At 34.0% G+C, this 14,579-nt stretch carries 8 protein-coding genes; 1 reads left to right on the forward strand and 7 read right to left on the reverse strand.

The window, feature by feature from the left end:
• Window positions 1–17 precede the first annotated feature (17 nt).
• The 6 genes from BXU01_RS18170 to BXU01_RS18195 all read right to left on the reverse strand — a co-directional run bounded on the left by BXU01_RS18170 (window position 18) and on the right by BXU01_RS18195 (window position 12,044).
• Window positions 18–2,006 (reverse strand): glycoside hydrolase family 2 protein, encoded by a 1,989-nt coding sequence (locus BXU01_RS18170; protein ID WP_255373800.1) that lies wholly within the window; start codon window positions 2,004–2,006, stop codon window positions 18–20.
• A 278-nt stretch (window positions 2,007–2,284) separates the two neighbouring features.
• Window positions 2,285–3,802 carry a SusD/RagB family nutrient-binding outer membrane lipoprotein gene (locus BXU01_RS18175; RefSeq protein WP_083694541.1) on the reverse strand — a complete coding sequence of 506 codons (1,518 nt, stop codon included), beginning with the start codon at window positions 3,800–3,802 and terminating at the stop codon, window positions 2,285–2,287.
• 11 nt (window positions 3,803–3,813) lie between these two features.
• Window positions 3,814–6,903, reverse strand: a complete 3,090-nt coding sequence (locus BXU01_RS18180) for a SusC/RagA family TonB-linked outer membrane protein (protein WP_255373801.1) — start codon at window positions 6,901–6,903, stop codon at window positions 3,814–3,816.
• Between the two features lie 297 nt (window positions 6,904–7,200).
• Entirely contained in the window at window positions 7,201–8,211 is a 1,011-nt protein-coding gene (locus BXU01_RS18185) for a LacI family DNA-binding transcriptional regulator (RefSeq protein WP_083694546.1), read from the reverse strand.
• A 281-nt stretch (window positions 8,212–8,492) separates the two neighbouring features.
• A complete protein-coding gene (locus BXU01_RS18190; protein WP_083694574.1) occupies window positions 8,493–9,461 on the reverse strand; it encodes a type I phosphomannose isomerase catalytic subunit in 969 nt (322 codons plus the stop codon).
• A gap of 480 nt (window positions 9,462–9,941) precedes the next feature.
• Window positions 9,942–12,044, reverse strand: coding sequence for a glycoside hydrolase family 97 protein (locus tag BXU01_RS18195; protein WP_083694548.1), 2,103 nt, complete (start codon window positions 12,042–12,044; stop codon window positions 9,942–9,944).
• A gap of 725 nt (window positions 12,045–12,769) precedes the next feature.
• On the opposite strand from BXU01_RS18195, the gene BXU01_RS18200 reads away from it, so the two are divergent.
• Window positions 12,770–13,738: a DUF6252 family protein gene (locus BXU01_RS18200; RefSeq protein WP_083694551.1), complete on the forward strand. Its 969-nt coding sequence runs from the start codon at window positions 12,770–12,772 to the stop codon at window positions 13,736–13,738.
• Window positions 13,739–14,252: 514 nt separating this feature from the next.
• On the opposite strand, the gene BXU01_RS18205 is transcribed toward BXU01_RS18200, so the two are convergent.
• Window positions 14,253–14,579 carry a hypothetical protein gene (locus tag BXU01_RS18205; RefSeq protein ID WP_083694553.1) on the reverse strand — a complete coding sequence of 109 codons (327 nt, stop codon included), beginning with the start codon at window positions 14,577–14,579 and terminating at the stop codon, window positions 14,253–14,255.

Below are 14,579 nucleotides of genomic sequence, written 5' to 3' on the forward strand. Positions count from 1 at the left end.
CTCAGCAACTTAAAACCTTAGTACCTTGCTAAAACCTCATACAAGGAGTAAACTTTTAAAACCGGTTTTTCAATTTTTCCTTCGAATGTGATTGTTTTTTCTTCTCCGGGTTTTAAATCGAAATAATTGTCGCTCCATTTTCCGGTATATCCTTTTATGGAAACGTTTACATATTTGGCAAATTTTGATGCTTTTAAAACTACTTTATTTCCTTTTACTTCCCAAGTAATTTTTGGATCTTCGAGTGTTAAATTTATTGGGCGCGTCAAATCTATTTCAGGCGTTTTATCATCCCGATACGCTTCTTTCATCGCATACCAGGCTGCTTTTGGTTGTCTGTCATAATAATCGGTTACACTCCAGCTTGCTACTGGCCAGCAATCGTTAAGCTGCCAAACCAAAGTTCCCATATTATAAGGTGCTTTTGAACGGTGAATTCCTATAATATTTTTAAGCGAATAATATTGCAAGCATTGGGTGAGGTATGAATAATCCTCAACATTCATTTTCTTTATTTTGGTCGAATCAATAAAATAGCGATTCAAATACGAATCTAATTTCAGAAATCCTTTTCCGGCTTTTTGATGGGCCTGCAAAATATCCGAATATAAATAGCGGTCTTCCGGCAGTGTGAATTTTTCTATTGAAGAATAAGTTGGCATTGCCTGCATTCCGTATTCGCTCACAAAACGTCCTGTTTTTTTCTGTACGGCTTCTACATCTTCTAATCCCCACCAGGTTCCCCAATAATGGCTGTCACCTTCTGAAATACTGGCTTTTCTCGACCAATGAAATAATGGTGATGAGCTAATATAAGGACGTTTCGTATCAACTTCTTTTACCCATTTCGGGATACTGTCCTGAAACAAACGAACGTAATCTTTCCATAATCTGGTGGAATCCTGCTTAGACATTTTCATGCTTTTTTGCCATCCCCAATCTTTAAAGGCTTCATCAATTTCATTATTTCCGCACCATAAAACAATACTTTTATGATGGCGTAAACGTTTTACCTGATACTGAACTTCTTTTTTTACATTATCAAAAAAAGCATCATCTCCCGGTATCATTGTTCCGGCAAACATAAAATCCTGCCAGACGTAGATTCCGTATTTATCGCATAAGTCATAGAAATAATCGTCTTCATAAATTCCGCCGCCCCAAACACGAAGCATATTCATGTTGGCATCTTTGGCCATACCAATCACTTTTTCGTATTCTTTTTTGGTTACTCTGGATAAAAAAGCATCTGACGGAATATAATTGGCGCCTTTCATATAAACTGGTTTTCCATCAATCTTAAAATAAAATGATTTCCCCAGACTATCCGGTTGTTGTACCAATTCTATTTTTCGATCTAAAACGTATGGTTTCTCCGGAGTTTTTTCGTCGTAGGCTTCTAATCTTGGGGTTTTCCATATTCCGCAAGTGGTGAATTTTGGTCCCCAATCCCATCCAAAATGATATTGCGCTTTTCGTACATAAGCACGCGGATTGTCCGGAATCACAAATGGAAAATCTTTTTTGGCTAGGGAATCAACTACATTTTGTGCCGATTTAAAAACAATTACTAAATCATTATTTCCGGATTTAATGAGTTTTTTAACGTCTACGCGCCATTGACGGAACATGTTATCCGCTTTTAAAACCAATTGATTGTTGAGGTAAACGGTTGCATAAGTATCTAATCCGTCAAAAACCAGCTCTGCATTTTTCTTTTTTAATGTTGCTGCACCAATTTTAAAAGTGGTTTTATATTCCCAGTCTTTCTTTTCGATCCAGGCAACTTTTTTTTCATTGTCTCTGTAAAATGGATCCGGTATTACTTTATTATTCAATAAATCGGTGTGGATTTCTCCAGGCACGGTTGCAGGAAACCATTTATCAGTTTTTATTTCTCGATATTGCCAATCTTCTTTTATATCAATACTTTGAGCATTGATTACAAATGAGAAATTCGCAATACAAAGAGATATTACCCAATAAAAGTTTTTTATATATTTCATTTTTTATTTTTTTACTGCAAGTGATATTGTAACGCGGATGACACGGATTTAAACGGATTTTTAACCTCTGAATATAAAGAAAATTAGCCGCAAAGTGGGCAAAGCTTTGTCTCCCTAATCTTTACTCTTTCTTCTTTACTCTTTCTTCTTTCCTCTTTCCTCTTTCCTCTTTCCTCTTTCCTCTTTCCTCTTTCTTCTTCGAAACTCTGAATCTTTAAAAAATAAGCCGGGCGGTACAGGTATTCCTTCCCGACTTATTTTAACTAACCTAACCAAATTTATTGTTTATCCCACCAGATTCTGGTTGTCATTCTGTCTAATCCCTGACGACTTATTGCTTGTTGATAATTATCTGCATTTGTTAAAAGCTCAGACTGATCGTAGATTAATCTTCTCGGAATTGTTCCGTTTGTTTCTCCCGTAGGATCATTTACAGGAACTAAAACCGGATATCCTGTTCTTCTGTATTCTGAAAAAGCTTCAAAACCATTAAACAACAATACAATCCATTTTTGAGTGATAATCTGTTCGATTTTTTGAGCCTCAGTTCCAGCAATTTTAAAAGGATGAGCCGTCATATAAGTAGTGTATTCAGCAGGTGTAACCGCCGGTACTTTATCACCAAAAATAGTTAATACTTCCATCGCTGCTTTTACTCCGTTATCATAGTATTGTTGTGCACTTCCGCCAACGTTCCAGCCTTTTACAGCTGCTTCTGCCAATATATATTGAACCTCAGCATATGACATAATTAATGTTGGTGCATCTAAACGTAATACTGTAGAAGTATTTGGGTCTGAGAAAACTTTTTTGTCTCCGCCCGGAAAATCTTTAGCATCATTGGCAAGACCTTGTTGGTTTGCCGGATTGTTATCTCCGGTTGCTTCTAATTTAGCATAGATTCTTAAACGAGGATCGTTATTATTTTTTAACTGATCGATAAATGTTTTACTGAATTTTATGTTTGATTCTCCTCCGTTCAAATCATTTGTAACCCACGCAGAAGTAATAGGATTAGTTCTAACTCCTTGTGGACCTGAATCATGTTTTAAAACAAGACTGTCATCATTTGAAGCAAAAACACCTTTTGAAACTGCTTTTTCTACATATTCCTTAGCTTTGGCCGGATTTACTTTAGACAAACGCATGGCTACTCTAAGCATTACGGAATTGGCTAATTTTTTCCATTTGGCAACATCACTTTGGTAATATAAATCTGCTGCACCAACAAAACCTTTGTTCGCATCTAATGCTGTTCCGGCTTCGTCCAATTCTTTTAAAAGATCATTGTAAATCGCTTCCTGAGTGTCATATTTTGGAGTGAAAATATTTCCATTATATCCTTTTCCTGCTTCAAAATAAGGAACTTCTCCATAAGTATCCGTTAGTTTTTGAAACATTAAAACTTTCATGATTCTTAAAGCCTGAATTGCATTTGAATTTTCATCATTGTTTGGCAAAACCGACATTAACTGATAAATCTGGTTCAATCCTTTTCCATAAGATTCCCCAAAAAGGGCAGCTGAATATTCAGAAGAATAGGTATATTTTGAACCCGCTCCTCCTGGTGAAGAAAATTGCTGTACGATTTGTGCGGCATAAATATTATTTCCTCTTGTATTCGAAAAATCCTGACCGTCAACATAAATCTCAGCTAATGTAAACATCGATTTTACTGCAGGTTCTGTTAAGGCATTTGGATTCGTATTCATTTCTTCGAATCCTTTATCGCATGATGCTAATGTCATTGCACTAACAATTGCGACACAAAATATTTTAATATATCTATTTTTCATCTTTTTTATTATTAGAATTTGACATTAAGTGTTATACCATAATTTCTTGTCAAAGGCATAGAAGCTCTTTCAAGTCCCTGAGCATTGCTATTATTATAGTTTGACTCTGGATCGATATTAGGTACTTTGTCATAGATTGTCCATAAATTATGAGCAGAGAATGCTAAACTAATCGATTGGAAAGGTGTTTTTTCGATATACGATTTTGGAAAATTATAGCTAAAAGAAATGGCTCTTAACTTCACAAAATCAGCATCATATACAAAATTTGATGTTACATCGCTATAACTTCTCCAGTAATCATAAGCAGAAACAGTTGTGTTTACAGCATTTCCGTTTGTATCTGTTCCTGAAACAGCAACTCCGCCTTCACGACCAGCAAGCGAAGCTTCAGATAATCCGTAACGCATTCCTAATTGGTTTGTTGCAGAATAAATTTCTCCTCCAAATTTAGCATCTACAAAAACAGAAAGTGTGAAGTTTTTATAAGAGAAATCATTTGAAAGTCCCATTGAAGTTGGCGCAACACCTTGTCCTGCAATAATTAAGTTTCCTCTCAGGAATTTACCGCTTGGATCAAGTACAATGTTTCCGTTTGTATCTCTTAAATAATCATAAGCTTTGATTACACCAAAAGGCTGTCCTTTTTCTAATACGACAGAAGCTCTTGCATCTCTGTTATCGTCTAACAATTTTGTTGGAATTTTATCCGAAAGGTTGACAACTTCACTCTTGTTGTAAGCAAAATTATAACCAACACTCCAGCTAAAACTAGGTGTTTTTACTGCTTTTACATTTACGGCAAACTCAACACCCTGATTCAGGATTTCTCCCACATTGATTTTTGTAGTTCTGTAACCTGAAGCTTTAGAAATATCAGCATCAGCAATATCATTGGTTGTTCTTTTTTGGTAAAAAGTCAAATCTGTACTTAATCTGTTGTTGAAAAATGTATTTTCAAAACCAAATTCGATTGTACTTACATTATAAGGTTTTAAGAATTTGTTTGGAACTGTTTCTCCATTAACACCTAAAATTGGCTGACCTTGAGAATCAGTTTGTCCGTCTGGCGCAGTGTACGTTAATGATAAAGCATAAGCATCCGGCAAAGCTCCACCAACATTACCCCAACCAGCTCTAATTTTACCATAAGACATCCATTCCGGTAATTTAACTATTTCAGAATAAATAAAACTTGTACTCACAGATGGGTAAAAAGTACTGTTATTTGCCGGATCTAAAGTTGAAAACCAATCTTCACGACCTGTTAAACTAACATACAAGAAATCTTTATATCCTAAATCTGCTGAATAAAAAAGTGAATTTACTTCGCTTTCAGAAAATAATTTTTCTGTTTTTACAGGCTGAGTGTTTGCATAAAAATACTTGAACGGAACAATAAAGTTATTTCCTCTCATTTTAATACCACTCATTCTGTTATCCTGACGGTTTGCTCCAACAAAAGCATCCAAAGAAAGATTTTTAGCGATATCGCCTTTGTATCCTAAATAACCTGAAGCATTAAACTCAGAACGGTTTTGAACTGTGTTTTCATAAGCTCCACCCGGTGCATAGTTAATTCCGGTTGGTTCAATCTCTGTAAATTCATAATTAATATCATCAATCCCAATGACAGCTTTTGCGTAAATTTTATCGGTAATATTATAATTTACTTTTGCAGAACCTATAAAACGTTTTCTAAGATCGTTATTCAGGGTTTCCTGCGTTGCAAAGTAAGGATTTGTCTGATATACGTTTGATTGAAAATAATCTGCTTCTCCTCCATTTTCATCATATGCATTGTTGATCCATCTAATATCTGTTCCCGGAGTCATAAAAGTAACCGGAAAAGATGGGTTTCTTGGAGAGTCATTCAAATAAGGTCTGTTATGGCTTTTCTCAGAAATATACTGTGCGTTTGTCTCGATACTTACCTTTTTATTTGGTGCCGAATTTAAACTTAAAGTCACGTTATTTCTTCCAAAGTTAGTTCCGGGCAAAATAGATTCGTCTTTCGTATTTCCAAAAGATAACCTGAAATTAGTTGTTTCGTTTCCTCCGGAAATTGCTAAAGTATTACTGAAAGAATATCCGGTTCTGTAGAAGTTTTTAACATTATCCTGTCCGTAAGCCTGATATGGTCTTGTAATTCCATCGATACCAAGAGACGGAGTTCCATCATATTTATCTCCCCAGGCAAAATAGTAAGAATCTCCAAGTTCCTGTGCGTTTGCAAATCTTGTTGCAACACCATTTACAGGCGCTCCCGCTCCGTATTGATCTTGCCAGTGTAAAAGAGTTGCCGGTGTATTGAAGGTAGAATTTGTACTAAAATCTACTCCAATTCCTGTTCCGCTTTTTCCTTTTTTAGTCGTAATTAAGATAACACCATTTGATCCTCTGTATCCGTAAAGTGCAGAAGCGGCACTACCTTTAAGTACTGACATCGAAGCGATATCATCCGGATTAAAAGAGGACATTCCGTCTCCTTTATCAGCTCCTCCGTACATTCCTGCATTTCCTTGCTGGCTATTGTCTATCGGAATACCATCTACAACATACAAAGGCTGGTTAAGACCAGAAGCCGATGTTGCTCCACGAATTACAACACGGCTAGAACCTGAAGGTCCTGAAACCGGCGCAGAAACGTTAACTCCGGCAATTTTTCCCTGAAGGGCATTTCCTAAGTTGATTTCTTTATTCTTGGTCAGCTCATCTCCTTTTAATTCTCCAACTGCGTAACCTAAACTTTTCTTTTGTTTTTTAACACCAAATGAAGTTACTACAACATCTTTTAGTTCTTGTGTGTTTTCGATCAGGACAACGGCAACTCTGTTTTCATTTTCCTGAAGTACCACTAATTTTGATGCAAAACCAATAGATGATACGTTTAATGTAACCTTTCCTTCCGGAACATTCATTTTAAACCGGCCTTCCGCATCTGTAATTGCACTAAACGGTTTTCCCTGAACCTCTATCGATGCAGCAACAATTCCCTTGTTCTCTGCATCAGCCACTATGCCTGTTATTAATCGGTTTTGTGCAACAGCTCCTAAGCTGCTCAACAATACCATTCCTAACACTGCCAATATTCGTTTCATAAGCATTTTTTTTTGGTTATTTGTTTTGATTTTGTTTTAACGTGATTGTTTTTAAAAAATTAATAAAAAATTTGAACTCAATTTTAATACGGTATTCTAAGATCTCCATCTTTAAATACTATCCTTTTTATAGTAATATATTTGTACCCTGATTTCAAGAAATCGATATAGTAAACAGGTCAAAAAAATTACTGATTATTAGTTTGCTCTGTCTAAATTTTACTAAAACGATTTAGTAAAATGAGTAAAAAAAAACGAACGTTTCTTTTCTTTTTTATTTTGATTATTATCTTAAAATTAAATTGATTCTCTAACAATCAATTTACCTTTTTTAAGACTTTTTTCTACTTGAAATTTCTCCATATCTGTCATTTGGCTCATCAATAATTGTATCGATTTAACAGCAATATCTTCAATAGGCTGTGCTATAACACTAATTGCCGGTGTATGCAGTTTAAAGCTGTCATGATCATCAAAACTTATAACTGCAATATCTTCAGGAATCCTGATTTTCATTTGTTTAAAAGCCTGAAGACCTGCCAATCCCATATAATTTGTAAGAAATAAAACAGCATCAATATTTGGATTTTTTTCTAAAAAACCGGCTATTGTTGCAATTCTGGTTTCTTCATTGCTGTAGTAATCCATATGAAGCACAAGTGATTCATTATAAATTCCTGCTTCTTTTAGGGCGTCACGACAACCATCTTCTCTTAACTTCATCTGAATCATTTCTGATTCGTTATTGACAACTGCTATGTTTTTACGGCCTTTGTCAATTATAAATTTTGTAGCTGTATTAGACGCTTCATAATTATCCATTACAACATGACTTACTCTTTGTCCCGGAAAATACCTGTCGATTAAGACTACTGGTTTTTTCAGTTTTAAAAGAAGATCTATACTGTCTTCTAAATTTTCTGTTGGCGTGATAATAAAACCATCTACATTTGCCTGCAAAAGACTGTGTATCAATTCCTGAGAACGTCCGTCATCTCCTCCTGTACTACAGTAAAAAACTCTATAATCAATACTTTTAGCTTCATCTTCTATAACTCTGGCAAGATCTGCAAAGAACTGATTCGAAATATCTTCGACAATTAACCCAATAGATCTTGTCTTTCCGGTTCTAAGACTTGTAGCAATCATACTAGGTCTGTAATTAAGCTTTTCAGCAACTTGCTGCACTTTTTTAATCACAGCCGGGCTGATTCCCATTTTCTCGCCTTTATCATTAATGACAAAAGATACCGTTGATATAGATACTTGCGCCTCTGTGGCAATATCCTTAATAGTAATCTTTTTCATCTAAGGAGTTAATTTTTTATTAAGCTGTTATTAATTATATCACAAATATAAATAAAAATAGTTACTAAAACGATTTTGTAATTATTTTTTTAAACATATCATTTTTTTAAAGCTAATTACAAGCACAATCATCAGCAATTACAGGTAATTTTAATATTAATCGTTTTTTAAGACTTTACACCCTTATTCCCTTTTTAATATGAATAATCTGTTATTGAATATTAAAAAGTCGGAGAGTTTATAAAACAAAACCCTCCGACTCTTTTTATTTAGTTGAAAATTTAAGAAATATACACTTCTAAGATTGAGGCTGAACCTTCTAAAACATAACTGCGTATGTCAGCAGGAATCAAAACAGTATCTCCTTTTTTATATTGATAAGTCACATTTTCGTATCTAAGTTCAAAAGTACCTTCGATACACATATATACCGTAAAGGTTTCTCCGTTTTTACTTCCTTCAATCTTCCCGTCAAGCGGAATAAAATTGGTTGTAAAATAGGGGCAATCTACAATTACGTTAGATTGATTTACCTCTTTATCGTATTTTTTATGGGTATCTACTTTATTGTAATTGATAGCATCAAGTGCTAAATCTACGTGTAATTCTCTTTTATTTCCCTGAGCATCTACCCTGTCAAAATCATATAAACGATATGTAATATCAGATGTTTGCTGAATTTCTGCAACAACTAATCCTGCACCAATTGCATGAACAGTTCCGGTTTCTAAAAAGAAAACATCTCCAGCTTTCGCCTTTACATCATCAAGAATAGAAACTAAACTTTTATTATTTAGATTCTCCAGATATTCTTCTTTGCTTGAATCTTCTTTAAATCCTACAATAATCCTTGCATCCTGATCAGCCTGCATTACGTACCACATTTCTGTCTTTCCAAAAGAATTATGACGTTCCTTTGCCAGTTTATCATTTGGGTGAACTTGTATCGACAAATCTTCACGCGCATCAAGATATTTAAACAATAAAGGAAACTGATTCCCAAATCGCTCGTAAACTTTGGTTCCTAAAATTTCATTTGGTGATTCATTAATTAATTCTGTTAATGATTTTCCTTTTAATTCTCCGTTGGCAACTACGCTCACATCACCTTCTACAGTAGACAATTCCCAGCTTTCGCCGGTAATTTTAGACGTGATAGGTTTATTAAGAACTGTTTGTAATTTTTCGCCACCCCAGATTCTGTCTTTCAGAATTGGTTCAAATTGTAAAGGATAAATTTTTATGCTCATTTTTTTTATGTTTTTTAAATTAATATCTATTTTGTTTTTTGCCACGAATTACACGAATTTTCGCGAATTACTTTGACTCATTTAAATAATAAACGTGTTTAATCTGTTACTAATTTTTTCTCTCGCATATTTGGCAGATTAAGCAGATTTTTTTCAAACAACAATAAAAAATCCGTTTTTATCCGTGTTTCGCTTTAGTGAATCCGTGTCATACGCGTGCCATTTCTCAAACTTTTTTCTCTCGCAGATTTAGCAGATCAAGCAGATTTTTTTCAAACAGCAATAAAAAATCCTTTTTTATCCGTGTTTTCGCTTTAGCGAATCAGTGTCATCCGCGTGCCATTTCTCAAACTTTTTCTCTCGCAGATTTGGCAGATTAAGCAGATTTTTTTTAAACAATACTAGAAGAGAAAATCCCGTTTTTATCTGTGTTTTCGCTTTAGCGAATCAGTGTCATCCGCGTGCCATTTCTCAAAGAATTTATTTTATAGAAATAGCCACACCACCGCTTGAAGCTAATTTTTGTTTTAGTTTTGTTTTACTGTTTACAGTGACTTTTCGAATATTGTAGGATTGCGGATTGGTTTTGTAATCAGCCGTTTTTCCATCTTCATAAATTGTTGCTGTATATGATTTTCCTGCAGGTAAAAAACTAAAATCAATTGTAGCAATACGTGCATTTTCATCCGTGATTCCGCCTATAAACCATTCTTGTTTTCCCTTGGTCTTTCTGGCAATCGTAATATAATCACCTGGCTCAGCTTCCAGAATATAAGTTTCATCCCAATCGAGTGCAACATCTTTTATAAACTGAAATGCATCATTAAAACGCATATAATTCTCCGGTAAATCGGCAGCCATTTGCAACGGACTGTACATAGTAACATACAATGCCAATTGTTTGACAAGGGTTGTGCTCAGCTTATTCTTTTTAGATCCATAAACCGATAAATCTCCCTGAAAAATCCCCGGTGTATAATCCATCGGTCCGCCCATTAATCGTGTAAAAGGCAGAATTGTAGTGTGATCCGGATGAATTCCTTCCATAGATTCAAACTCAGTTCCGCGTGCTGATTCCTGCGCAAACCAGTTAGGATATGTTCTGTGCAAACCCGTAGGTCTAACGGCTTCATGAGAATCTACCATGATTTTGTGTTTAGCAGCTTCTTTGGCTACATATGTATAATGATTTACCATTTGCTGTCCGTCATGATGTTCTCCTCTCGGGATAATTGGTCCTACATATCCCGTTTTTACAGCGTTGTAATTATTATCGACCATGAAATTTAAAGCAGCATTTAATTGTCGCTCATATTCTGATGTGGAAGATGTTGTTTCATGATGCATAATAATTTTCACGTTCTTTTTACTGGCATAATCACTAAGATCTTTTACATCAAAATCCGGATACGCTTTTGTAAAACTATAAATGCGTTCTTTTTTAAAGGCCGTATTGTCTTCCCAACCCTCATTCCATCCTTCGACCAAAACAGCATCAAAACCATTTGTTGCTGCAAAATCTATATACTCTTTTACATGTTTGGTATTTGCTCCGTGCGTATTATTTGGTTTTAATTTAGAGAAATCCGTTGCTCCAATAACCACATCCTGATTGTCTGAATATGCCCATGTAGAACCTCCACCGGTAAAATATTCCCACCAAACCCCAATGTATTTTACAGGTTTAATCCAGGAAGTATCTTCAAAATCACAAGGATCGTTTAAATTTAAAATCATTTTTGAGGCCAGAATGTTTCTTGCATCATCACTTACAACAATCGTTCTCCAGGGCGTAAAACTCCCCGTTTGAATATATCCTTTATTACCAACTGCATCCGGAACAAGATGAGAACTTAGCGAAAAAGTTTTATCATCGACATTCAGGCACATTGCAGGATAGTTTTTCAGTGCTGCTTCGTGAATATTGATATAAAGATTATCATTTGTTTTAATCATCAAAGGCGTTTGAGTGGCAAGATTTTTAGTGGTCGATTGTGCTGCAAGCGGAACATGTGTAGCGTTGTAAACCAAAGCCTGCATCTGGGATATTTTTGATGTTGTATAACTGTATTCGTTTGTATCGTAATCTCCCGGAATCCAGAAAAGTTTATGATCTCCGGTTAAGTTAAACTCTGTTGTTTCTTCCTGAATGATAAAGTGGCGCAAATTATCCTGTACCGGAAATTCATACCTAAAACCCAAACCATCATTAAACAAACGGAAATAAATCGAAAGTTTTCGTTTGCTTTTTTCCTGTACAAGATCAGCACGTAATTCATTGTAGTGATTTTGTATTTCTTTTTGTTCGCCTAAAACGGGTTTCCATGTATTGTTTTCTGACTGAAACTTTGTTGCTGCTATCTCAAAATCTTTATTCAGCAAGATGTCAGACTTTATAACAAAGCCCAATTTGCTTTCTTTAAGCACTTCTTTATTCTTATAATTAAGGGAATAAATTGGCGTTCCTGATGCATTTAAACGAAATGTCAAAGTCAAATTTCCATCAGGAGATTTAAGTTCCTGTGCATTTATAAATGCAGTAGAAATAATACTTAGAAAGAACGTTAAGAATATATTTTTCATAATAATAGAAAGTTTCAAGAATTGCTAAATCGATTTAGCAAACATAATAAAATTTATGAAATGGAATAACCCAAAGGAGAAAAAATCGGGAATTATGGTTTTTTCTCTTTTAAATAGTCAAAAAAATTAGACAAATAATATCTTCCATTTTAAATGAAAAACTTCTGATAACAGATTTATTTAATTCATTATTCCTTTATATTTTGAGAATCGGCAATTAGAATTTCATTAAGTTCACTTAACAATTCAAATTCATCCAAAGGAAACATTCAACATAATGCTATATATAGTATTTACCTATTTGCTTTTCCCCTTTCAGGCAATCCAACTTTTAATTTAATTCATAGTGCGATGCACTACGCTACTGCTTTTTAAGCTTTCAGCTTATTTGGTAAAGACTTTAAAAACTTTTGTTTAGAAATCAGGGTATTGCTGTTTATATCTGATTGATAAAAAATTTGTTTTTATCATCTAATAAGGTCGAAAAAACATGAAACAAAAAAAGACTTCCCAATTAAGAAAGTCTTTTTTTATTTAAGCAGCGTAAATTTGGCTTAAGCCATAAACAAAGTCGCTTTATTATAATTCGAATAATAAATTATAACTAAAATTTGAATGGTTCTTTTAAAGATAGCTAATGTCTTATTTTGTCACTTTTAAAACTTATTAAGGATTTTTTAATGAGTTTTTATTTGTTAATTGCGAGTTAATTTTAATAAAAAATTATGAAAAAAAGATATGTTTTATTTATCTCAATCCTAAGTTTGGGATTATTTTCTGGCTCATGCAGCAAAGATGAATCCGGTAGAGAAGAAGTTGATGTAATTGACAAAGTAGTGGAATCGGGAAAATTGCAATTTGATGTTGATGGAAAAACTTTTGTTTCTACAACTGTACAGGCAATAGTAAGTGTAAGTTCAATTGCAGAGGCTAGTTATATTTCGATTAGTGGACTAAGTTCAACAAATGGAGGTTTCGTTCAAATTACTGTACCTTCTTCTAAAGTAGGGACTTATACCTTAAAAAAGAATTTAAGTGGGGCAAAAAGTAATTTAACACTAGCTTATAGTCCAACATCTGCTGAATACAGTGCTTTTATAGGTCTTGCAGAAGAAGATGCTATTAGTGAGTTTAATGCTTTTGATTATAAAGATACTGCCAGTATAATTATATCATCTATAGATACAAAGACGAAAAAAATATCCGGAACATTCCAGTTTACAGGAATAAGATCTAATTCGAATAACAAATTAGAAAATAAAATTATTACTAAAGGTTCTTTTAAAGATATTTCTTTTACTAACGCTATTCCTATTGTAAATAACAATACTTTTTCTGCAAAATTAGATGATACAGAATATGTTAGTGCCAATGTAACTTCTAGTTCAATTATGGGAAAAATAGCTATTGCTGCTATAAGAGGAGGTGTTGAAAGCATTATAGTGAATTTACCGGGTACTGTTAAACCAGGTACCTATGATATTAGTATTGAAAAGTCATATGATTATAGCTTAATGTATATCAAGAATGCTACTGAAAAAGGGGTTTTTAATGCAGACTCCGGAACTATTGTTATTTTAAGTCACGATACTACTAAAAAAACAATTAGCGGAACTTTTAGTGCTTCTTTTAAATCTTTTCTGACGACAGAGAAACATGAAGTTAATAAGGGAGCTTTTACTATTTCTTATTAATTGCAATTCCATAAACAATAAAAAGTTTCCCGTAAAAGAGTTGCTTTTATTGGATTATCTTCGTGATAATCTCGCATTATATAAAACACAAGACCTCGCAGAAAATGCGAGGTTTTTTTTATGCCTTATCGATAGACTTTACGTATTTATTTTTCTAGACCAATAGATAAACCACACCAAAGCTATGTTACATAACAAGTCATTATAGTGCAAGCCGTTCCGGTACGCTTCGCCTTTCACTATAAACTCATTATGTAAAATATCTCAGTTCCTTAAGACCTCTACAAACCCCGACGCTGCTGCCCACGCACTACGAACCTTTATTATTTTGCTCAATCGCCGCAAAGGGCTATGCATTTTTTTGAAATAATGCCAGAACATTTTCTTTTTAATTGAAATATAAGATTGGCATTCTTTCAAAAAAAAAGCAACCCATTTCTAGGTTGCTTTTTTTTGTATGCGCTTTGTGGCTTATCGTTGCGGGCGCAAAGTCAGAGACGTTTGCGCAGCCGTGCTACAGACTTTGCGGAGCGGGGTTAATTTTTTCTAAAAATCCATTTAGAAGAAGTTCCTCGAATTTAAAATCTTCTAATTCATCTGTAAAATCTATAAGAGTATAAATGTTTCCTTCGTTTTTATCTATGATAAGAGGTAGATTACCAGCCAATGCATAAGAATTGTTATCATTGATTAAATATTCAAATGAGTTATAGATAAAAAACATAAAATCATGAAAATCATAAAAATAATCATCATTGATTTTTAATTTTACCCCTACTTCTTTTTCCATTTCTAATAAAACGGTGTTTATTCTATTATATGCAATTTCTTTATTAATCAT

Origin of the sequence: [Flexibacter] sp. ATCC 35103 (genome assembly GCF_001975985.1) — a bacterium.
In the GTDB taxonomy this organism is placed as follows: Bacteria; Bacteroidota; Bacteroidia; order Flavobacteriales; family Flavobacteriaceae; genus Flavobacterium.